The sequence below is a fragment of the Cupriavidus sp. KK10 genome (genome assembly GCF_018223725.1).
GTDB classification, from domain to species: domain Bacteria; phylum Pseudomonadota; class Gammaproteobacteria; order Burkholderiales; family Burkholderiaceae; genus Cupriavidus; species Cupriavidus necator.
In genome coordinates this window covers 4,727,706-4,747,919 of the sequence record NZ_CP073677.1, presented here as the reverse complement: position 1 = coordinate 4,747,919, position 20,214 = coordinate 4,727,706, and the positions used below count along the sequence as shown (strand labels likewise).

20 protein-coding genes are annotated in these 20,214 nt (G+C 65.8%); 12 read left to right on the top strand and 8 right to left on the bottom strand.

Annotated elements, in window-relative coordinates; translation table 11 throughout:
- Positions 1 to 30 precede the first annotated feature (30 nt).
- Both KB879_RS22115 and KB879_RS22110 read right to left on the bottom strand, forming a co-directional pair.
- Positions 31 to 1,212, bottom strand: coding sequence for an isovaleryl-CoA dehydrogenase (locus KB879_RS22115; RefSeq protein WP_211979776.1), 1,182 nt, complete (start codon positions 1,210 to 1,212; stop codon positions 31 to 33).
- A 70-nt stretch (positions 1,213 to 1,282) separates the two neighbouring features.
- The gene (locus KB879_RS22110; protein WP_211979775.1) at positions 1,283 to 3,007 is read right to left on the bottom strand and encodes an AMP-binding protein; all 1,725 of its coding nucleotides are present in this window, start codon (positions 3,005 to 3,007) and stop codon (positions 1,283 to 1,285) included.
- Positions 3,008 to 3,298: 291 nt separating this feature from the next.
- Between KB879_RS22110 and KB879_RS22105 the strand changes: the two genes are divergently transcribed.
- The gene (locus KB879_RS22105) at positions 3,299 to 3,994 is read left to right on the top strand and encodes a TetR/AcrR family transcriptional regulator (protein ID WP_013956909.1); all 696 of its coding nucleotides are present in this window, start codon (positions 3,299 to 3,301) and stop codon (positions 3,992 to 3,994) included.
- Between the two features lie 241 nt (positions 3,995 to 4,235).
- Here KB879_RS22105 and KB879_RS22100 read toward each other — a convergent pair whose 3' ends face one another.
- From KB879_RS22100 to KB879_RS22080, 5 genes are all read right to left on the bottom strand, one after another.
- A complete protein-coding gene (locus KB879_RS22100) occupies positions 4,236 to 5,090 on the bottom strand; it encodes a 3-keto-5-aminohexanoate cleavage protein (protein ID WP_211979774.1) in 855 nt (284 codons plus the stop codon).
- 26 nt (positions 5,091 to 5,116) lie between these two features.
- Complete coding sequence (pcaD, locus tag KB879_RS22095) at positions 5,117 to 5,899, bottom strand: 3-oxoadipate enol-lactonase (protein WP_013956907.1); 783 nt, start codon at positions 5,897 to 5,899, stop codon at positions 5,117 to 5,119.
- Between the two features lie 13 nt (positions 5,900 to 5,912).
- The gene (gene catC / locus KB879_RS22090; RefSeq protein WP_153955966.1) at positions 5,913 to 6,191 is read right to left on the bottom strand and encodes a muconolactone Delta-isomerase; all 279 of its coding nucleotides are present in this window, start codon (positions 6,189 to 6,191) and stop codon (positions 5,913 to 5,915) included.
- 45 nt (positions 6,192 to 6,236) lie between these two features.
- Positions 6,237 to 7,382, bottom strand: coding sequence for a muconate/chloromuconate family cycloisomerase (locus KB879_RS22085; protein ID WP_211979773.1), 1,146 nt, complete (start codon positions 7,380 to 7,382; stop codon positions 6,237 to 6,239).
- A 113-nt stretch (positions 7,383 to 7,495) separates the two neighbouring features.
- Positions 7,496 to 8,413 carry a LysR family transcriptional regulator gene (locus KB879_RS22080; protein WP_010811734.1) on the bottom strand — a complete coding sequence of 306 codons (918 nt, stop codon included), beginning with the start codon at positions 8,411 to 8,413 and terminating at the stop codon, positions 7,496 to 7,498.
- A gap of 147 nt (positions 8,414 to 8,560) precedes the next feature.
- Between KB879_RS22080 and catA the strand changes: the two genes are divergently transcribed.
- The 6 genes from catA (at position 8,561) to KB879_RS22050 (ending at position 14,160) form a co-directional block, all read left to right on the top strand.
- The gene (gene catA / locus KB879_RS22075; protein ID WP_041227938.1) at positions 8,561 to 9,484 is read left to right on the top strand and encodes a catechol 1,2-dioxygenase; all 924 of its coding nucleotides are present in this window, start codon (positions 8,561 to 8,563) and stop codon (positions 9,482 to 9,484) included.
- A 103-nt stretch (positions 9,485 to 9,587) separates the two neighbouring features.
- Entirely contained in the window at positions 9,588 to 11,012 is a 1,425-nt protein-coding gene (benA, locus tag KB879_RS22070) for a benzoate 1,2-dioxygenase large subunit (RefSeq protein ID WP_211979772.1), read from the top strand.
- Positions 11,009 to 11,524 (top strand): benzoate 1,2-dioxygenase small subunit, encoded by a 516-nt coding sequence (gene benB / locus KB879_RS22065; RefSeq protein WP_013956902.1) that lies wholly within the window; start codon positions 11,009 to 11,011, stop codon positions 11,522 to 11,524. The genes benA and benB overlap by 4 nt, the downstream gene beginning before the upstream one ends.
- Before the next feature lie 21 nt (positions 11,525 to 11,545).
- A complete protein-coding gene (gene benC / locus KB879_RS22060; protein ID WP_211979771.1) occupies positions 11,546 to 12,565 on the top strand; it encodes a benzoate 1,2-dioxygenase electron transfer component BenC in 1,020 nt (339 codons plus the stop codon).
- Between the two features lie 17 nt (positions 12,566 to 12,582).
- On the top strand, positions 12,583 to 13,368 hold the full coding sequence (locus KB879_RS22055) for a 1,6-dihydroxycyclohexa-2,4-diene-1-carboxylate dehydrogenase (protein WP_211979770.1): 786 nt from the start codon (positions 12,583 to 12,585) through the stop codon (positions 13,366 to 13,368).
- 96 nt (positions 13,369 to 13,464) lie between these two features.
- Positions 13,465 to 14,160, top strand: a complete 696-nt coding sequence (locus tag KB879_RS22050; RefSeq protein WP_013956899.1) for an alpha/beta hydrolase — start codon at positions 13,465 to 13,467, stop codon at positions 14,158 to 14,160.
- An 87-nt stretch (positions 14,161 to 14,247) separates the two neighbouring features.
- Here KB879_RS22050 and KB879_RS22045 read toward each other — a convergent pair whose 3' ends face one another.
- The gene (locus KB879_RS22045) at positions 14,248 to 15,639 is read right to left on the bottom strand and encodes a PLP-dependent aminotransferase family protein (protein ID WP_211979769.1); all 1,392 of its coding nucleotides are present in this window, start codon (positions 15,637 to 15,639) and stop codon (positions 14,248 to 14,250) included.
- Positions 15,640 to 16,053: 414 nt separating this feature from the next.
- Between KB879_RS22045 and KB879_RS22040 the strand changes: the two genes are divergently transcribed.
- The 5 genes from KB879_RS22040 to KB879_RS22020 are packed head-to-tail and all read left to right on the top strand — an operon-like array spanning position 16,054 to position 20,212.
- On the top strand, positions 16,054 to 16,536 hold the full coding sequence (locus KB879_RS22040; protein WP_013956897.1) for an MSMEG_0572/Sll0783 family nitrogen starvation response protein: 483 nt from the start codon (positions 16,054 to 16,056) through the stop codon (positions 16,534 to 16,536).
- A 20-nt stretch (positions 16,537 to 16,556) separates the two neighbouring features.
- Positions 16,557 to 17,573, top strand: coding sequence for a Nit6803 family nitrilase (locus tag KB879_RS22035; protein WP_013956896.1), 1,017 nt, complete (start codon positions 16,557 to 16,559; stop codon positions 17,571 to 17,573).
- Positions 17,566 to 18,669 carry an MSMEG_0568 family radical SAM protein gene (locus KB879_RS22030; protein WP_013956895.1) on the top strand — a complete coding sequence of 368 codons (1,104 nt, stop codon included), beginning with the start codon at positions 17,566 to 17,568 and terminating at the stop codon, positions 18,667 to 18,669. Before KB879_RS22035 ends, KB879_RS22030 begins: the two co-directional genes overlap by 8 nt.
- Positions 18,666 to 19,220 carry an MSMEG_0567/Sll0786 family nitrogen starvation N-acetyltransferase gene (locus KB879_RS22025; protein WP_211979768.1) on the top strand — a complete coding sequence of 185 codons (555 nt, stop codon included), beginning with the start codon at positions 18,666 to 18,668 and terminating at the stop codon, positions 19,218 to 19,220. Before KB879_RS22030 ends, KB879_RS22025 begins: the two co-directional genes overlap by 4 nt.
- Entirely contained in the window at positions 19,217 to 20,212 is a 996-nt protein-coding gene (locus tag KB879_RS22020) for a sll0787 family AIR synthase-like protein (RefSeq protein WP_211979767.1), read from the top strand. The genes KB879_RS22025 and KB879_RS22020 overlap by 4 nt, the downstream gene beginning before the upstream one ends.
- Positions 20,213 to 20,214 lie beyond the last annotated feature (2 nt).

Sequence of the window (20,214 nt, the reverse complement as noted above, 5' to 3'; positions counted from 1 at the left end):
TCGGTGGGCAGATGGCGAAGGTAGGCGCGCTTACATGGTCTCGGCGAACAGCTCGCGGCCGATCAGCATGCGGCGGATTTCCGAGGTGCCGGCGCCGATCTCGTACAGCTTGGCGTCGCGCCACAGGCGGCCGGCCGGGTATTCATTGATATAGCCGTTGCCGCCCAGGATCTGCACGGTCTCACCCGCCATCCAGGTGGCCTTCTCGGCGGTGTACAGGATCACCGCGGCGCAGTCCTTGCGCACCTGGCGCACGTGGCCGCTGCCCAGCGCGTCCAGGTTCTTGCCGACCGTGTACAGGTAGCTGCGCGCGGCCTGCAGCGTGGTGTACATGTCGGCCACCTTGCCCTGGATCAGCTGGAATTCGCCGATGCTCTGGCCGAACTGCTTGCGGTCGTGGATATACGGGGTAACCACGTCCATGCACGCCTGCATGATCCCGACCGGGCCGCCCGACAGCACCGCGCGCTCATAGTCCAGCCCGCTCATCAGCACCTTGGCGCCGCCGTTCTCGGCGCCGAGGATGTTCTCGACCGGCACTTCCACGTCCTGGAACACCAGTTCGCCGGTGTGCGAGCCGCGCATGCCCAGCTTGTCCAGCTTTTGCGCCACCGAGAAGCCCTTCATGCCCTTCTCGACGATAAAAGCGGTCATGCCGCGCGCGCCCAGCTCGGGCTCGGTCTTGGCGTAGACCACCAGCACGTCGCAGTCCGGGCCGTTGGTGATCCACATCTTGGTGCCGTTGAGCACGTAGCGGTCGCCCTTCAGTTCGGCGCGCAGCTTCATGCTGACCACGTCGGAGCCGGCATTGGGCTCGCTCATCGCCAGCGCGCCGATCCACTCGCCCGAGACCAGCTTGGGCAGGTACTTCGCCTTCTGCGCGGCGGTGCCGTTGCGGTGGATCTGGTTCACGCACAGGTTGGAGTGCGCGCCGTAGGACAGGCCGACCGACGCCGAGGCGCGGCTGATTTCTTCCATCGCGATCATGTGCGCCAGGTAGCCCATGTTGGCGCCGCCGTATTCCTCGGCCACGGTGATGCCCAGCACGCCCAGGTCGCCCATCTTCTTCCAGGCGTCCATCGGGAACTGGTCGGTGCGGTCGATCTCGGCGGCGCGCGGGGCCAGTTCGGCCTGGGCCCAGTCGCGCACGGAATCGCGCAGCATTTCGATGTCTTCGCCAAGGTCGAACTTGAGGCCGGGGAGGGTGTTCATAGCGGTGTCGTCTCTGGTGTTGTCTGTGGGATCGGGGGAATGGCTGGCGCCGTGCACCGGCGCCGGCGCGTCAGGCCGTCCTGGATTCGCTGAGTTTCAGTTCCTGCGTCATGCGCTCGCGCATCACGAATTTCTGTACCTTGCCGGTGATGGTCATGGGCATCTCGTCGACAAAGCGGATGTAGCGCGGGATCTTGTAGTGCGCGATCTGGTCGCGGCAGAAATCGCGGATCTCATCCTCCATCGCGCTCGCGCCTGGCTTGAGCACGATCCACGCGCAAACCTCTTCGCCGTACTTCTGGTCGGGAACGCCGAACACCTGGACCGCCTGGACTTTGGGGTGGCGGAACAGGAACTCCTCGATCTCGCGCGGGTAGATGTTCTCGCCGCCGCGAATCAGCATGTCCTTCACGCGGCCAACGATGTTGCAGTAGCCTTCCGCGTCGATGGTGGCGAGGTCGCCGGTGTGCATCCAGCCGTCGCGGATGGCTTCGGCGGTACGCGCCTCGTCATCCCAGTAGCCCAGCATCACCGAATAGCCGCGGGTACACAGCTCGCCGGTTTCGCCTACCGGGACCGTGGCACCTGTCGCGTCCACGATCCTGACCTCGAGGTGCGGCTGGATGCGGCCCACCGTGGTGGTGCGCTTGTCCAGCGGATCGGTGGTGCTGCTCTGGAAGGAAACCGGACTGGTCTCCGTCATGCCGTAGGCGATGGTCACCTCGGACATGTGCATCTGCGACACCACGCGCTTCATGGTTTCGATCGGGCAGGGTGACCCTGCCATGATGCCGGTGCGCAGGGAAGAGAAGTCGTACTGCGAGAAATTCGGGTGATCGAGCTGGGCAATGAACATGGTCGGCACGCCATGCAGTGCCGTGCAGCGTTCTTCGCTGACTGCCTGCATGGTGGCTTCCGGCTCGAAGGCCTGGCCGGGGAACACCATTGCCGCGCCCGAGGACACGCAGGCCAGCACCGCCAGGACCATGCCGAAGCAGTGATAGAAGGGCACCGGGATGCAGAGCTTGTCCTGCTCGGAGAAACGCATCGCCATGGCAATGAAGCGTGCGTTGTTGACGATATTGCGATGGGTCAGCGTGGCGCCCTTGGGCGCACCGGTAGTGCCACTGGTGAACTGCACGTTGATCGGGTCATGGCGATCCAGCTGTGCCGTGATGGCATCCAGCGTTGCCCGCGCCACGCCCGTGCCGCGCGCAATCACATCGGCATAGCGGAGCATCCCGGGTGTATGGTCGTCGCCCATGCGGATGACGCAGCGCAGTGCCGGCAGCCGCGCCGCCTGCAGTTCGCCCGGCGCGCAGGTGGCCAGTTCCGGGGCGAGTACCTGGAGCATCTCCAGGTACCGTGAGGTCTTGAAGGCTTCCGCCGCGACGATCGCCTTGACGCCCACCTTGTTCAGCGCGTACTCCAGCTCGGACAGGCGGTAGGCGGGATTGATGTTCACCAGCACCAGCCCCAGCCGCGCCGTGGCGAACTGGGTGACCAGCCACTCGACCCGGTTGGGGGACCAGATGCCGACTCGGTCGCCTCTGGCCAGCCCAAGCGTGTGCAGGCCTGCCGCCAGCGCGTCCACGGCATCGCAGAATTCGCGCCAGTTCCAGCGCACCCCTTGCTCGCGAAAGGCAACGGCATCCCGCTCGGGGTAGCGAGCCACCGCTTGCGCCAGCAACTCCGGCACGGTCTGTTCCGACAGCGGAATGATGGTGTCCCCCCTCACATGCGAAAGCCCGCCAATCGGCAGGATGGTGGGAGAGGACTCGGCCTGCATCGTCATACTTGTCTCCAAAGCCCGGTTGTGGTTCGTCACGTCGGATATTTGTGAGTGTTACTCAATAAACAGCGTATCGATGGATTCTGGGGTGACGTCCCCGGGTTTTCCCGGATATTTGCGGCGCGGTTGTCTTATTTTGAGCTATTCCTTCGACGTTTGCCTGACGCTCGTTGCTGCGATAATCGAAAAATACATGGTGCCAATCGAAATGGCAACCTAAAATTGAGTAAAGCTCAAGTCAGGGTTGAGCCGGCCCTATAATCTCGCCTTCGGGCAAGCAAGGACTCAATCAAGATGGAAGACGTCACATCGCCCCGCCGTGTGCCGGCGGGCGCCAAGGCGGAACAACGCATCCGGGACATCCTGCGCGTCAGCCGCGAGGTATTCGCCGAACTCGGCTATGAGCGGACCACGACCACCGAGATCGCCCAGCGCCTGGGCATCTCCGAGGGCACGGTGTTCACCTACTTCCATGGCAAGCGCGAGCTATGCGCACGCGTGATCGAGGACTGGTATGACGAGATCATCGGCACCGTGGAACAAGGCATGCCGCACGGGCAGAGCACAAAGGTGCAGCTGGAGTTCTATGTCAGGACACACCTGAGGTTGTTCCTGATCCAGGGAACGGGCTTGTGTGCGCTGGTGTTGTCGGAGGGGCGTGCCAAAGGGCCGGGGCTGGGAGAGGTGTTCGTACCGCTGCAGCGCCGCTATACGGCGCCGTTGATGGACTTGCTGGCGCGGGCGCGGGACAACGGCGAGATCCGGGATGACCTGCCGTTGAGCCTGCTGCGCTCGGCAATCCTCGGCCCGATGGAGCACATCCTGTGGGACGCGATCGCCCGGCAGCGGCAAGTGGATATCGAGAAGACGGCCAGGGATATGGTGGCGTTGTTGTGGCCCGCCTTGCTGCCTGTAGACGTCGAGGTGGAGAAATTGCGCGCATTCTATGGAGAAGTCGGCGCGGCGTTGAGACGGGCGGGCAACGGTTGACGTGCGGCGCGCCTTGAAGCGGCGGTCCACTAATCCACTGATCTAGTTCTTGCGAGGGACCCTTGCCGGATTCATGCGCCGCCATGCGCGATCGCCTGCTGGAAGCGCCGTGAGCGCGACACCTCTCTGCAGAGAAACGGGGGCGCGTTGAACGGGAAACCCGCGTGTCGAGCTACGCGGCGGGGTTGCTGGTCTGCCAGCAAGGCGCAGCGGCCCTGCACGTCTTCGAATAGGCGTTAATCTACAAGGGCGAACGTCCGCCGATTTCCATTGATGGCAGCCCCAGGAGCGCGCGCGCCTGGGCCACTGTCGCCACGGGGCGCCCATATTCCTCGCACAAGGCCGCCACCTGGCTGACCAGGGCGGCGTTTGAGGGCGCCAGTGTCTGCTTGTCAAGCCGCACATTGTCTTCGAGGCCGGTGCGGCAGTGGCCGCCCAGTTCGAGCGACCAGCGCGCCATCGTCAACTGGTCCCGGCCGATGCCAGCGCCGGTCCAGGTCGCATCGGATGCCAGGCGCCGCAGGGTGTGCACGTAGAAGGCGAGCACCTCACGATCGACCGGCATCGCATTCTTGATCCCCATCACGAACTGGATATGCAGCGCGCCGTCGATCTTGCCGGCCTGTTGCATGGCCACCGCCTGGAAGATCATCGACAGGTCGAAGGCCTCTATCTCGGGCTTGATGGCGTAGGCCTTCATTTCCGCGGCGAGCCAGTCCACCAGATCTGGCGGATTGTCATAGACGCGTGTCGGGAAATTAACCGAGCCGGTGGCAAGCGAGGCCATGTCCGGCCGCAGCGACAGCATCCCCCCTCGCTCCCTTCCCGCGCCGGAGCGGCCGCCGGTGGAGGCCTGCGTGATGATGCCCGGCGCATGCTTGCGGATGCCCTCCAGCACGCGGGCAAAGCGGTCCGGCTCGGAGGAGGGCGTCTCGTCGTCATTGCGCACGTGCAGGTGGACGAGCGTGGCGCCCGCCTCGAAGGCGGCCTGGGTGGATTCGACCTGCTCGCTGACCGTGATCGGCACGGCAGGGTTGTCACGCTTGCGCGGCAGCGAGCCGGTGATGGCGACGGAGATGATGCAGGGCTGGGTCATGTCGGCTCCGGTAAGGATGTATGGCATCACGCCTGTGACAGGAAGCGGATCACCGCGTGCGAAAACGCCTCGGGCAACTCCCAGTTGGACAAATGCGCGGCGTTGAGCGCGAGGTATTCGGCGTCGGCAATGCCTTGCGCCAGCTCGCGGCCCTGTTCCGGCGTGGTAGCGGCATCCTGCGCACCCGCGATCACCAGCACGCGCGAGCGGATGCCTGGCAGCAGGCCGCGCAGGTCGGCATCGCGCACGGCGGCGCAGTTGGCGATATAGCCGTCGGCATCCGTAGTTGCGAGCATGTCGAGGACGGGTGCCATACGCGCCGGATCGCCTGCCAGCGCGGCCGGCGTAAACCAGCGTGCCAGCACGCCCCCGGCAATCTCCGCCATGCCCTCGTTGCGGACGCGCTCGATACGCGTGTTCCACCCGGACGCCGGGCCGATCAGCGCCGCGGTATTCGCCAGCACGAAGCGGCCGAAGCGTTCGGGGTGATGGCGTGCCAGCCAGATGCCGGTCATGCCGCCCATCGACAGGCCGCAGAAGTGGGCGTGCTCGACACCGGCATGGTCCATCACCGCCAGCACGTCGGCGCCCAGCTCGGCCATGCCGAACGGCGCTGCCGGCACGCCGGAGGCGCCATGGCCGCGCGTGTCGTAGCGCAGCACGCGGAAGCGCTCCAGCAGCGCCGGCATCTGCGGATCCCACATCGACAGGGTGGTGCCCAGCGAGTTGGACAGGACCAGCACCGGCGCGCCGGCCGGACCGTGAAGTTCATAGTGAAGGCGAAGCCCGTCGCGGGTGGCAAAGCGCATGACGTGGGCTCCCTCAGCGGATCGATGAAGGATGCGGCGCCAGCGGCGTGACGGCGATCTTCATGTATGGGAACAGCGGCAGCCCCGACAGCAGTGTGTGCAGCGCCTCGTTGGACTCGACGTCGAACACGCTGTAGTTGGCATACTCGCCGACCACGCGGTAGAGCTGCTGCCACTTGCCCTGGCGCTGCAGGTCCTGCGCATAGGTTTTCTCGCGCGCCTTGATGTCCTCCGCCTGCGCGGCGGGCATGTCGTGCGGCAAGTTTACGTCCATTCGTACCAGATACAGCATTGGTGTCTCCTCGCTTCGATTCTGATGGGGTCTGATTGCAGGTATTCAGGCACGGTCGCGCCGGTAGTGGGCGAGCTTGTCCTCGTCCAAGGCCATGCCGAGTCCAGGGCCCTGCGGCAGGTGCAACGCGAATTCGCGGTAGACGGGGCGCTCGGCCACGATGTCGTCCTTCAGCAGCAGCGGGCCGAACAGTTCGGTGCCCCATGCCAGTTGCGGCAAGGTCGCAAAGCCGTGGGCGGCGGCTATGGTGCCGATGCTGCCTTCGAGCATGGTGCCGCCATACAGCGCGATGCCGGCCGCATCGCCCACCGCGGCCGTACGCAGCATGCCGAAGATGCCGCCCGACTTGGCGATCTTCAGTGCGAACACGTCGGCGCCGCCGATGCGGGCCAGTTCCATCGCGTCCTCGGGCCCGCACACGGCTTCGTCGGCCATGATGGGCACCACGAAACGCGCCGCCAGGCGCGCCAGCGCGGCGCGTTGTTCGCGTGGCGTGGGCTGCTCGATCAGGTCGATGCCGGCGGCCTCCAGCATGGCAATGCCGGTGGCGGCATCCGCTTCGTTCCAGGCCTGGTTGACGTCCACCGTGACGCGCGCCCGCTCGCCCAGCGCGCGCTTGATCGCGGAAACGTGTGCCACGTCCTCGCGCACGCTGCGCCGGCCGATCTTGAGTTTGAAGGTGTCGTGGCGGCGCTCGGCGAGCAGGCGCTCTGCCTCGTCGATGTCCCGCGTGGTGTCGCCGCTGGCCAGTGTCCACAGCACCGGCAGGGTGTCGCGCACGGCGCCGCCCAGCAGTGTCGCCAGCGGCACGCCGAGACGCTTGCCCTGCGCGTCCAGCAGCGCGGTCTCGAGCGCCGACTTGGCGAAGCGGTTACCGCGTGCGACCTTGGCGAGGCGCGCCATGGCGCCATGCACATTGGCCGCATCCTGGTCCAGCAGCGCCGGTGCAAGGTAGCTGTCGATGGTCAGCTTGATGCCCTCGGGGCTCTCGTCGCCGTAGGAAAGACCGCCGATGGTGGTCGCCTCGCCGAGGCCTTCGATGCCGTCGGCACAGCGCAGGCGGACGATCACCAGCGTCTGCCGCTGCATGGTCGCCATGGCGAGCTGGTGCGGCCGGATGGTCGGAAGATCGACCAGGATGGTCTCGATGGACTCGATGGCCGTGATGCTTTGCTGCGTCGCCACTTTCATACCTTCCTGATGCAGTTGGATGTTGCATCGGAGTATGGATGGCTATTTTTTGGGTGTCCAAGACCGTTGGCATCTGATTCGATACCTCCAGAGTATGGACCGCCCGTTGCGCCTTATTCCTTCGGCGGCGGCAGGTAGGCCATGCCCTCATCCTCGTAGAGCTGGTAGATCATGTCCCGCAGCGAGCGCAGGTCGGCCGACTCGTCCAGCATGCGCGTGCTCATGATAATGGGCGACACCAGCTTGGGATCGTCCAGTTCCTTGTAAGTCACGTCGCCCCGCTTGAGCCCGTAGACGCTGCTCGGAACCACCGAGATGCCTTCGCCCATCGCCACCAGCCCGAGCGCGATCTGCAGCTCGCGCACCTCGTGCAGGCGGCGCGGCTTCAGGGCGCGGTCGTGGAAGGCGGCCAGCACCTGGTCGGCAAAGCTCGGGCGCGGCGCCTTGGGGAAGATGATGAGCGGCTCGCCGACCAGGTCGTGCAGCGCGAGCTCGGGCTTGGCGTCAGCCAGCGGATGGCCGACCGGCAGCGCCACGATCATGCGCTCCTCACGCAGCACCACGCGCCGCACCGACGGGTCTTCGTGGCGAATGCGCCCGAAGCCCACGTCGATGCGCCCCTCCTTGAGCGCCTTGATCTGGTCCATGGTCGACATCTCGTGCAGGCTCAGTTCGAGATCGGCGTGCATCTGCCGGAAGCGCCGGATGATCCGCGGCAGCATCCCGTACAGCGTGGAGCCGACAAAGCCAACCGACATCTTGTGCTCGATCTTGCCGACCCGCTTGGTCATCGCCTGCAGTTCCGCGGTCTGGGCCAGCAGTTGCAGCGCGTGGGTATAGAAGAAGCGCCCGGTGTCGGTCAGTTTCAGCGGGCGTGAGTGGCGCTCGAAGAGTTGCACACCCAGGTCGTCCTCCAGTTGCTGGATCTGGCGCGACAGCGGCGGCTGTGCGATATGCAGCCGCTCGGCCGCCCGGGTGAAGTTGCGTTCCTCTGCCACGGCCACGAAGTAACGCAGGTGCCGCAATTCCAAGACTATACCTCCTGAGTATCGAGCGGATACTAAATCAGTGTTGGACTGCCAAAACTGCCGTTGACTATGCTCCATCCGTGCCCGGAAGACAAGCTCGATACCTGCAAAGCATGAACCCGGACCGCAACCACAACTATGGAGACCCCCATGACTCACTCGGAAATCGACGCCCTGGTCCACAGCTTTATCGTCGCCACCGGCACGCAAGGCACCCCCGACCCGCGCGTGCAGCAGGTGGTAGTCCGCCTGACCGCGGACCTGTTCAAGGCGATCGAGGACCTCGACCTGAGCGCCAGCGAGGTCTGGAAGGGCATTGAGTACTTCGCCGAGGCGGGCGCCACCCAGGAGTTGGGCCTGCTCGCCGCTGGCCTGGGGCTGGAACGCTTCCTCGACGTCCGCGCCGACGAGGCTGAAGCCCGCGCCGGCCTGACCGGCGGCACGCCGCGCACCATCGAAGGCCCGCTCTACGTGGCCGGCGCCCCGGAAAGCACCGGCTTTGCCCGGCTCGACGACGGCAGCGACGACGGCAAGGGCGAGGTCCTGTTCATGCAAGGCACGGTGTACGGCGCCGACGGCAAGCCGCTGCCCGGTGCCAGGGTCGAGGTGTGGCATGCCAACCTGATGGGCAACTACTCGTTCTTCGACAAGACCCAGTCGCACTTCAACCTGCGCCGCACCATCGTCACCGACGCCAACGGCCGCTACCAGTTCCGCAGCAACGTGCCAAACGGCTACGGCTGCCCGCCGGAAGGCACCACCCAGCGCCTGCTGGACCAGCTCGCGCGCCACGGCCGGCGCCCGGCCCACATCCACTTCTTCGTGTCGGCGGACGGCCACCGCAAGCTGACCACGCAGATCAACATCGACGGCGACGAATACCTGTGGGACGACTTCGCCTTCGCCAGCCGCGAGGGGCTGGTGCCGGCGGTGACCCGCGTCACCGACGCCGCTGCGCTCGACAAACACGGCGTGGACAAGCCGTTTGCCTCGATCGACTTCGATTTCCGGCTGCTGCCGGAGCAGGCCGGCGCCCCCGCCGCCGAGGTGGAGCGCCAGCGCGCCGCTGCCTGATATTCCGTAGTGCCGCCCGCCGCGCGGGCCGGCAGATCCAGTCCGGGCGGCAGCGCCATGCGCAGCGCCGTCCCGCAGACAGACATCGGCAGGAGACAACTCCATGATCCCCATCTATCCGGAGGGCAAGGCCCCCGTTCGCCCCAGCGCCAGGCGCCTCGACCTCGATGCCTTCCTGGTGGAAGACAAGGCAAGCGGCGACTACCGCCTGCACCGCCAGGCCTTTACCGACGAAGACCTGTTTGAACTCGAGATGAAGCACATCTTCGAGGGCAACTGGATCTACCTGGCGCACGAAAGCCAGATCCCGAACAACAACGACTACTACACCACCCATATCGGCCGCCAGCCGGTGGTGATCGCGCGCAATCGCCAGGGCGAGCTGAACGCCTTCATCAACGCCTGCAGCCACCGTGGCGCCATGCTGTGCCGCCACAAGCGCGGCAACAAGGCCACCTATACCTGCCCGTTCCACGGCTGGACCTTCAACAACAGCGGCAAGCTGCTGAAGGTGAAGGATCCCGAGAACGCCGGCTATCCTGACTGCTTCAACAAGGAAGGCTCGCACGACCTGAAGAAGGTGGCGCGCTTCGAAAACTACCGCGGCTTCCTGTTCGGCAGCCTGAACGCGGACGTGCCGCCGCTGCAGGATTTCCTCGGCGAAGCGGCGCGCGTCATCGACATGATCGTTGACCAGTCGGCCGACGGGCTCGAGGTGCTGCGCGGCTCGTCCACCTACACGTTCGAGGGCAACTGGAAGCTGCAGGCCGAGAACGGCGCCGATGGCTACCATGTGTCGGCGGTGCACTGGAACTACGCTGCGACCACCAGCCAGCGCAAGCAGAAGAACGCGCAGGAAGACAAGATCCGCGCCATGGACGCCGGCAAGTGGGGGCGGCAGGGCGGTGGCTTCTACGCCTTCGAGCACGGCCACATGCTGCTGTGGACGCGCTGGGCCAACCCGGAGGACCGCCCCAACTTCAGCCGCCGCGAGGAATTCGCCGAGCGCTGCGGCGCGGAGACCGCGGACTGGATGATCCAGAACTCGCGCAACCTGTGCCTCTACCCCAACGTCTACCTGATGGACCAGTTCGGCTCTCAGATCCGCCTGCTGCGTCCGCTGGCCGTCGACAAGACCGAGGTCACCATCTACTGCATCGCGCCGAAGGGCGAATCCGACGAGGCGCGCGCGCGCCGCATCCGCCAATACGAGGATTTCTTCAACGTCAGCGGCATGGCCACGCCCGACGACCTTGAGGAGTTCCGCGCTTGCCAGCAGGGCTACGCCGGGCAGGCACTGGCCTGGAACGACATGTGCCGCGGCGCGAAGCACTGGATCGACGGTGCCGACGAGGCCGCGCAGCGCATCGGACTCAAGCCCGTGATGAGCGGGGTGCGTACCGAGGACGAGGGCCTCTACACAGTGCAGCACCGCTACTGGCTGGACGTGATGAAGAAGGCCGTGGCAGAGCAATCCGCCGAAGCCGCGAATGAAGCCACCGACGCCGCCGCAGGGAGCGCAGCATGAGCACCGCCGACATCACCTTCGACAAACCGGTCGACGTGGCCGCCATCCAGTCCTTCCTGTACCGCGAGGCACGGCTGCTGGATGACGAAGAGTGGGACGCATGGATTGAGTGCTATCACCCCGACGCAAAGTTCTGGATGCCCTGCTGGGATGACGACGGCAAGCTGATTACCGACCCGCAGCGCGAGATCTCGCTGATCTATTACCCGACCCGCCAGGGCCTGGAGGATCGCGTGTTTCGCATCAAGACCGAGCGCTCCAGCGCCACCATTCCGGACACTCGCACCAGCCACAACCTGAGCAACGTCGAAGTGCTCGGGGTGGAGGGCGACACCTGCACCGTGCGTTTCAACTGGCACACGCTCAGCCATCGCTACCAGACCACCTACAGCTACTTCGGCATGTCGCGCTACACGCTCGACCTCTCCGGCGGGCAGCCGCGCATCCTGGACAAGTATGTCGTGCTCAAGAACGACTACATCAACCAGGTCATCGACATCTATCACATCTGATCCAGGCTGGAGGACCGCGCCATGGAACACACCATCGCCCTGCAATTCGAGGACGGCGTCACCCGCTTCATCACCTGCGGCGAGCACGAGACCCTGTCCGATGCCGCCTACCGGCAGCAGATCAATATCCCGCTGGACTGCCGCGACGGCGCCTGCGGTACCTGCCGGGGGCTGTGCGAGTCGGGCAGCTATGACCTGCCGGCCTCGAGCTATATCGAGGATGCACTGACCGCAGAGGAAGCTGCCGAGGGCTACGTGCTGGCCTGCCAGACCCGTCCGCGTTCGGACTGCGTCATTCGCGTGCCCGCCTCGTCGGCCGCGTGCAAGACCGGCGTCACCACCTACCAGGGGACGCTGGCCGAGTTGGAACAGCTCTCCGATTCGACCATTGGCTTTTCCATCGACCTGGACGGGGCCGCCGGCCTGGATTTTCTGCCCGGCCAGTATGTCAATGTCGAGATCCCGGGCACCAGCCAGACGCGCTCCTATTCCTTCAGCTCGGCGCCCGGCAGCGCGCGCACCGGCTTCGTGGTGCGCAACGTGCCGGAAGGGCGGATGAGTACGTGGCTGACCAGCCAGGCGAAGGCCGGCGAGCGCGTGGCTATTTCGGGCCCCTACGGCAGCTTCTACCTGCGCGAGGTGGCGCGGCCGGTGCTGTTCCTGGCCGGGGGCACCGGCATCGCCCCCTTCCTGTCGATGCTCGATGTACTGGCCGCCAGCGGCTGTGCGCAGCCGGTGCGCATGGTCTACGGGGTCACCAACGACATCGACCTGGTGGTGCTGTCGCGCATCAATGCGGCCCAGGATGCCTTGCCTGGCTTCGAATACCGTACCTGTGTTGCTGACGCCGCCAGCAATCACGCCCGCAAGGGCTATGTCACAGCCCATGTGGACCCGGAATGGCTTAACGGCGGCGATGTCGACATCTACCTGTGTGGCCCCGTGGCGATGGTGGAGGCCGTGCGCGGTTGGCTGCAGCAGAGCGGCATCACGCCCGCCGGCTTCTACTATGAGAAGTTCTCGGCCAGCAACGCGGCATGAGCAAGGAGCACGACAACATGAGAACTGCTACACGCTTTGCCGGCAAAGCCATGATCGTGACCGGGGCCGCGCAAGGCATCGGCCGCGGCGTCGCACTGGCCGCCGCCGCCGAGGGCGCCTCGGTAGCGCTGGTCGACCGCTCAGCGCTGGTCGATGAAGTCGCGGCGCAGATCGTTGCCGCAGGCGGGCAGGCCATCGCAGTGCACGCTGACCTGGAGCGCTATGCCGGCGCCGCGCAAATGGCGCAAGCGGCCGAAGCAGCCTTCGGCCGCATCGACATCCTCGTCAACAACGTGGGCGGCACAATCTGGGCCAAGCCCTTCCAGGCCTATGAGGAGGAGCAGATCGAAGCCGAGATCCGGCGCTCGCTGTTCCCCACGCTGTGGTGCTGCCGAGCGGTGCTGCCCGGCATGGTCGCGCGCCGGCAGGGCGTCATCGTCAACGTGTCGTCGATTGCCACGCGCAGCATCCACCGGGTGCCCTACGCGGCGGCCAAGGGCGGCGTCAACGCACTGACGGCCAGCCTCGCCTTCGAGCATGCGCACGAAGGCGTGCGCGTCAACGCAGTGGCCACCGGCGGCACTGAGGCACCGCCGCGCAGGATTCCGCGCAACATGGCAGCTCAGAGCGAGCAGGAGGCCATCTGGTACCAGGCCATCGTCGACCAGACCAGGGCCTCGAGCCTGATGCACCGCTATGGCACGATCGACGAACAGGTGCATGCCATCTTGTTCCTGGCCTCGGACGAGGCTTCGTACATTACCGGCACGGTCCTGCCGGTCGGCGGCGGGGATCAGGGTTGACGGTGGCATCGATTGGAGCGCAGTCCAACCGCCGAGGGACTGCAGCGTGTTGCATTGCTCGGCTTACAGCTTTCATTAGCAGATAGGAGTCAGATCATGAGCAAGCCCTCGATCATTCTGGTGCACGGCTTCTGGGGAGGTGCCGCGCATTGGGGAAAAGTCATCGTTGAACTGGCGCGAAAGGGGTATACGAGCGTCCGCGCCGTTGAAATGCCGCTGACATCGCTTGCTGACGACGTCGAGCGTACCCGCAAGATGATTGCCCAGCAGAAAGGGCCGGTCCTCCTAGTGGGGCATTCATACGGTGGTGCTGTGATAACCCAGGCGGGTGACCAGCCCAATGTGGTGGGGCTTGTGTATATCGCGGCGTTTGCGCCAGATGCGGGGGAGAGCCCTGGTGGCCTTACGCAGCAGCATCTTCCGGTTGCGGCTCCCAATCTCGAACCCGACAGCGACGGCTACTTGTGGCTCAAGTCCGATAAGTTCCATGAGAGCTTCTGCCAGGATCTTTCGCCCGACGACGCGCTGGTGATGGCGGTGACGCAGAAGGCGCCGCTTGCAAGCACCTTCGGCGACATCATCACGACGCCGGCCTGGAAAAAGAAGCCGTCCTGGTACCAGATTTCCAGCGAAGACAGAATGATCGCCCCCGAAAACCAACTGAAGATGTCGGCCCGCCTCAATCCCCGGAAGGTCATTACTCTGGCGGCAAGCCATGCTTCGCTGGCTTCGAAGCCCGCCGAGGTTGCAGCGTTGATCGACGAAGCCGCGACCGACTCGGTCAAAGGATAGCGCCCTGAACGCCGGCGCCCGCCGGACCAGGCTGCGCAGTGCGCCGAACAGCGGAAAGCTGCGCGGGAATCAAGGGGAGCCCCCCGGCTACAGCATCGCTGAATGCAAATGATGCGGATTGTCGATCGTTTCCGCGATGATCCGCAGCGACTCCTCGATCTCATCGCGCTCGCCCGGGCCGCCCAGGCAGACACGAATCGCATCGGGCGGGTTGCCGTCGGTCGAGAAGGCGGCGGCCGACACCGCGCCGATGCCGCGCGAGCGCAGGTGGAGCGCCAGTTCCGACGGGCTCCACGCTGAAGCCGCCGGGATCGGCAGCCACAGGTGAAAGCCTTCCGGGTCCGCGTCATAGGCCAGGCCCTCGAGCACATGGCGCGCAATCAGCTGCCGCGCTGCGCTTTCGGCGCGGATGGCCTTGAGCATGTCGTCTACCGTTCCGTCCTTGATCCAGGATGTAGCGAGCAATGTGTTGATGGGGCTCGCCATCACCGTCGTTGCCCGCAGGGTGCCAGCCAGGCGCTGCGCCTGCCGGGCAGTGGGGGCGTGCAGGAACGCTATGCGCAACCCGGCGCCCAGGCATTTGGACAAGCCGGTGACGTAATACGTGAGTTCCGGGGCGAGCGCGGAAAACGTCTGCGGTGCCCGCAGCGGCAGCATGCCGTAGGCATCGTCCTCGATGATCGGCACGCTGTAGCGCAGCGCGACTTCGGCGAGTTGCCCGCGGCGTGCCTGCGGCATGGTGCGCGTGCTCGGGTTCTGGATGGTCGGATTGCAATAGAGCGCCGCGGGCTTCTGTGTCTTGCACATGGCTTCAAAGGCGTGGGCGAACGGGCCGTCCTCGTCGCCGGGCAGCGCCTGTAGCTGGATAGTGAGCTGCGCGGCAATAGCCTTGATGCCGGGGTAGGCAAGCGCGTCGGCACAGATCGTCTGCGCCGGGCGCGCGAGCTGCGACAGCAGTGCGACCTGCGCGCTGTGGATGCCAGGCGTGACCAGCACGGTGTCCGCGCTGCATGCCGGCACCCAGCGGCGCAGCCATTTCGCGGCGACGGAGCGATCGGCCGGGGTGCCGCCGAAGTCCTGGTAGCGCAGCAGCGAGTAGGGGTCGGCGGCCTCCAGCAGTTGCGCCATGGTGGCACGAAGCCGCTCCGTCATCGCGGGCGGCTCCGGCGGCATGTTCATGGTCATCTCCGCACCCGTGCCGCCGCGCAGCGGCACCGCGGGCGCACGTCCGCGCACGTAAGTGCCACTTCCTGTCTTGGTGTCGATCAATCCCCGCTTCCTTGCTTCGCTGTAGCCGCGCGCCACGGTGGTGTAGTTCAGTTGCAGCGCTTCGGCCAGGTCGCGCAGCGGCGGCAGCCGGTCGCGCGCGCGCAGCTGGCCGTCGGCCAGTGCCTCCTCGATCAGGTCCGGAATCAGCAGATAGGCAGGCTTGGCACTGCCGGCGATACGTTTTACCCAATGGCTGGTCAGGTTGGACACCGTGGTCTCCCGCTGCGCGATGCGATGGAATTCAGTGCCTGAGGGTAGCATCCGAATGATCGCTCACCAAGCCGCGCAAGCGATTGCATATGAAGTTCTCAATGATGGTGCGATATCAACGCTCGTGCACCACGCGTGCGCACCCAGGCGGCTTGCTCCCGTTCAAAAACGTGCATTGTGGCGAAGCCGTCATGGCGTGCGCTGTGCGCCTTTGGTGGCATCCATGGCCAAAGCCGTTGCGATCATTGGGCCGATCATTTGGTCGGCTTCGGCTTGATTGGAGATTGATCGCATGACTGCGGGCATTGAGTGGCACATCGGTTGCGGATGTTGGCGTGTTCGGCCTGGCGCCGAACGGTCGATCGGCATGGGATCGAGCGACCGCACTGCCCCATCAACGCAAAGGAGAGAAGCATGCCTGCTGTCAGCAAACCGGCCCACAAGAAGGGCGATTTCCTGGTCGACTATGAAGAGAAGGTATTCGAGGACGTAAAGGCAGAAGCCGGTGAGAAGGCGCTGGTGACATTCCACACCGTCGCCTTCGAAGGCTCGATCGGCTTCGTCAACCTGCTCCAGGCCACACGCCTGCTGCGCAAGGGCTTCGAGACTTCGATCCTGCTGTACGGCCCCGGCGTCAACCTTGGCGTTCAGCGCGGCTTCCCGACGCTTGGCGACGAGGCGTTCCCCGGCCACATGAACTTCAACAAGCAGCTCACCAAGTTCATGGAAGAGGGCGGCAAGGTCTACGCCTGCCGCTTCGCCCTGCAGGCCCTGTACGGCCACGGCGAGGCCTCGCTGATTGAGGGCATCCGCCCGATCAATCCGCTCGACGTGCTCGACCTCAAGCTCCTGCATCGCAAGGAGAACGCGCTGATCATCGACACCTGGACGGTTTGAGCAAAAGGGCAGGTGCCACCATGTTACAGAAACGCATTGTGCGCGCGGCCGCGGTCCAGATCGCGCCCGACCTCGAGAGCGGCGAAGGCACGCTGGCCAAGGTCTGCGAGGCGATCGACGAGGCCGCCGGGAAAGGCGTGCAGCTGATCGTCTTCCCTGAGACCTTCGTGCCGTACTACCCGTACTTCTCCTTCGTACGGCCGCCGGTGCACTCCGGCAGCGACCACATGCGGCTATACGAGCAGGCCGTGGTGGTGCCCGGCCCGGTCACCGATGCCGTCGCCGGGCGCGCACGCCGGCACGGCATGGTCGTGGTGCTCGGCGTGAACGAGCGCGACCACGGCAGCCTGTACAACACGCAGCTCATCTTCGACACCGAGGGCAACCTCGCGGTCAAGCGCCGCAAGATCACGCCCACTTTCCACGAACGCATGATCTGGGGACAGGGTGACGCGGCCGGGCTGAAAGTCGCTGAGACCTCGATTGGCCGCGTCGGCGCACTGGCGTGCTGGGAGCACTACAACCCGTTGGCCCGCTACGCGCTGATGACCCAGCACGAGGAAATCCACTGCAGCCAGTTCCCGGGCTCGCTGGTCGGGCCGATCTTTGCCGAGCAGATCGAGGTCACCATCCGGCATCACGCGCTGGAATCCGGCTGCTTCGTCGTCAACGCCACCGGCTGGCTGACCGAAGCGCAGATCGCCTCCGTGACCACCGATCCGGCGCTGCAGAAGGCGCTGCGCGGCGGCTGCAACACCGCAATCATCTCGCCGGAGGGCCAGCACCTGGCGCCGCCGTTGCGCGAGGGCGAGGGCATGGTCATTGCCGACCTCGACATGTCGCTCATCACCAAGCGCAAGCGAATGATGGATTCGGTGGGCCACTACGCGCGCCCGGAACTGCTAAGCCTGGCCATCAATGAACGGCCGGCGGTGACGGCAGTGCCGATGGCAGGCGCCTTCTCCAACTTCCATGGGAGCATCCGCGATGACATCCAGCGCGACCGTGCCGGCGTCGAGCCGGCAATTGATGACTGAGCTGCAGTCCGTCGGGCTGCGCCTGGAAGACCCGAATGCCGGCGCAGCCAGCCGGCGCGGCGGGGCCGGTCCGTCCGACCACAAGGCGGTCACCATCGACGGCGTGACCATCATGGTGCCGGTGCATACCAGCACCGCGTGGCACTCGCCGTTCGTGGCGCAGGCGCCCGATGGAACGGGGCGCAGCGCGCTGATGCGCGGCACCATCCCGATTGCCAGCATCAGCTTTCCGAAGGCGCCGCGCTTCTATGCGCTGCAGACCCTGGAGGGCATCCCATACTCGCATATCGCCACGCTGCATGGCGCCGACGTGCTGGCCACGACCGTCCTGCAGACCTGCATCCGGTACGAGAGCCGCAAGAAGACCTGCAAGTTCTGCTCGATCGGCCAGTCGCTGGCGGCAGGCCGTACGGTGGCGCGCAAGACGCCGGAGCAACTGGCCGAAGTGGCGCGCGCCGCAGTGCTGCTCGATGGCGTCAGGCATATGGTGCTGACCACCGGCACGCCGCCGACGCAGGACCGGGGCGCGGCTATTCTTTGCGAGAGCGCCTTCGCCATCAAGGCCGCGGTCGACCTGCCGATCCAGGCGCAGTGCGAGCCGCCCGATGACGACCGCTGGTTCGAGCGCATGAAGGCCGCCGGCATTGACACGCTCGGCATGCACCTCGAGGTCGTCACGCCGGCGGTGCGCGAGCGCATCATGCCGGGCAAGGCGTCGGTGCCGCCGAGCCGTTACATTGAAGCCTTCAGGGCCGCCGTTGCCGTGTTCGGCAGGGGGCAGGTCAGCACCTACATCCTCGCGGGACTCGGCGACACCGCAGAAGCCATCCTGTCGCTCTCGCGCGAGCTGATCGAACTCGGGGTGTATCCGTTCGTGGTGCCTTTCGTGCCGATCTCCGGCACGCCGCTGGAGGACCACCCGGCTCCCTCGCCGGCCTTCATGCAGTCGATCCTGCAGCCGCTCGGCGCCATGTTGGGCGCCGCCGGCATGCGCTCGTCCGATATCAAGGCGGGTTGCGGCAAGTGCGGCGCGTGCTCGTCGCTGGCGACCTACGAGCGCGAGGCGGCACTGGCGACCGACGGAGCGACATCATGAAAAGCGATCTCTGCGTCGAGGTGCCGGGCAGCCCGATATTCCGCATCCGCTGGGCCGAGCACGCCTGGGAGGCGGAGCAGGCCTATCGCCTGCGCCAGGTCGTGTTCTGCGAGGAGCAGGGCATCTTCGCGGGCGACGACCGGGACGCGGTGGACGATGTGGCGCAACTGCTGGTGGCGGTGCGCTTCGAGCCGGAGTTGCCGGGTCATCCCGGGACCGTGGTCGGCACCGTGCGCATCCATGAAAGCGAGCCGGGCGTGTGGTTCGGCTCGCGGCTTGCGGTGGATGCTGCATACCGAAGCCAGGGAAAGATCGGTGCGACGCTGATCCGCCTGGCGGTGAGCAGCGCCCACGCGATCGGCTGCCGGCGCTTCCTTGCACACGTGCAGAGCCAGAACGTGCCCTTGTTCAGGCGCTTGCATTGGAACGTCCTGGCCGAGGAGACGCTGCTCGGGCGGCCTCACCACCTGATGCAGGCTGACCTGAACCATTACCCGCCTTGCCATACCCCGCACGCGGGCCTGATTACCGAAGGCAGGGCCGTGAGATGAGCCTCGACGATTTCGTACACACTCTGCGCAGCAGCCGCGGTTTTGCGCATAAGACCGATATCCCGGCCATGCTGTCGCCGCTCGGCGCAGCGGCCGCCGGACGCAACGCGGCCATGGCCGTGGGCGTAGGCGACGACTGCGCGGCATTGCGGGATGGCGACGGCTACCTGCTGTTCGCCATCGAAGGACTGGTCAGCGATTTCATCCGCACCATGCCGTGGTTCGCCGGCTACAGCGCGGTCATGGTGAACATCAGCGATATCTATGCGATGGGCGGCAGGCCGACGGCCGTGGTCGATGCGCTATGGAGCGATGGCGCCGCCGACGCCGCCGAGGTGCTCAAGGGCATGGCCGCGGCGTCTGCCGCCTATGGCGTGCCGATCGTCGGCGGTCACAGCAACGCGCGCAGCGAGCAAAGCCAGCTTGCCGTGGCCATCCTCGGCCGTGCGCGCAAGCTGCTGTCGAGCTTCGCCGCGCGTCCCGGCCAGCGCCTGTTGATGGCCGTGGACCTGCGCGGCGCATTCGCGGAGCCATTTCCGTTCTGGAACGCCTCCACGGGCGCACCGGGCGAACGACTGCGTGCGGATCTCGAACTCTTGCCTGTGCTGGCCGAAGAGGGCCTTTGCGCCGCAGCCAAGGACATCAGCATGGCGGGTCCGCTTGGCACCGCGCTGATGCTGCTCGAATGCTCCGGGGTGGGCGCCCGCATCGCGCTGGAGCGCATTCCCCGGCCCGCTGGCGTGCCCCTGGAGCGATGGCTGACGGCATTCCCGAGCTATGGCTTCCTGCTGGCCGTCGATGACGACGATGCGCAGGCGGTCGAACGCCGCTTCCTCGATCGCGGCATTGCCTGCGCCCAGATCGGCGCCATCGACGATTCCCGTGTCGCCACGCTCACGCACGCCGGCGAACGGGCCACGTTGTGGGACTTGCGCGAGGCGGGGTTCATCCTGCCGACGCGCCTGGCCACGCCGATCGATTCCCCAACCTGAGA

Coding starts and splice junctions, on each gene's coding strand:
- KB879_RS22025 (WP_211979768.1), top strand. CDS start 18,666: ATGAAAAGCGATCTCTGCGTCGAGGTGCCGGGCAGCCCGATATTCCGC.
- KB879_RS22085 (WP_211979773.1), bottom strand. CDS start 7,382: ATGAAAGTGGCGACGCAGCAAAGCATCACGGCCATCGAGTCCATCGAG.
- benA (WP_211979772.1), top strand. CDS start 9,588: ATGATCCCCATCTATCCGGAGGGCAAGGCCCCCGTTCGCCCCAGCGCC.
- catA (WP_041227938.1), top strand. CDS start 8,561: ATGACTCACTCGGAAATCGACGCCCTGGTCCACAGCTTTATCGTCGCC.
- KB879_RS22055 (WP_211979770.1), top strand. CDS start 12,583: ATGAGAACTGCTACACGCTTTGCCGGCAAAGCCATGATCGTGACCGGG.
- KB879_RS22100 (WP_211979774.1), bottom strand. CDS start 5,090: ATGACCCAGCCCTGCATCATCTCCGTCGCCATCACCGGCTCGCTGCCG.
- pcaD (WP_013956907.1), bottom strand. CDS start 5,899: ATGCGCTTTGCCACCCGCGACGGGCTTCGCCTTCACTATGAACTTCAC.
- KB879_RS22115 (WP_211979776.1), bottom strand. CDS start 1,212: ATGAACACCCTCCCCGGCCTCAAGTTCGACCTTGGCGAAGACATCGAA.
- KB879_RS22020 (WP_211979767.1), top strand. CDS start 19,217: ATGAGCCTCGACGATTTCGTACACACTCTGCGCAGCAGCCGCGGTTTT.
- KB879_RS22050 (WP_013956899.1), top strand. CDS start 13,465: ATGAGCAAGCCCTCGATCATTCTGGTGCACGGCTTCTGGGGAGGTGCC.
- KB879_RS22035 (WP_013956896.1), top strand. CDS start 16,557: ATGTTACAGAAACGCATTGTGCGCGCGGCCGCGGTCCAGATCGCGCCC.
- KB879_RS22040 (WP_013956897.1), top strand. CDS start 16,054: ATGCCTGCTGTCAGCAAACCGGCCCACAAGAAGGGCGATTTCCTGGTC.
- benC (WP_211979771.1), top strand. CDS start 11,546: ATGGAACACACCATCGCCCTGCAATTCGAGGACGGCGTCACCCGCTTC.
- KB879_RS22030 (WP_013956895.1), top strand. CDS start 17,566: ATGACTGAGCTGCAGTCCGTCGGGCTGCGCCTGGAAGACCCGAATGCC.
- catC (WP_153955966.1), bottom strand. CDS start 6,191: ATGCTGTATCTGGTACGAATGGACGTAAACTTGCCGCACGACATGCCC.
- KB879_RS22110 (WP_211979775.1), bottom strand. CDS start 3,007: ATGACGATGCAGGCCGAGTCCTCTCCCACCATCCTGCCGATTGGCGGG.
- KB879_RS22105 (WP_013956909.1), top strand. CDS start 3,299: ATGGAAGACGTCACATCGCCCCGCCGTGTGCCGGCGGGCGCCAAGGCG.
- benB (WP_013956902.1), top strand. CDS start 11,009: ATGAGCACCGCCGACATCACCTTCGACAAACCGGTCGACGTGGCCGCC.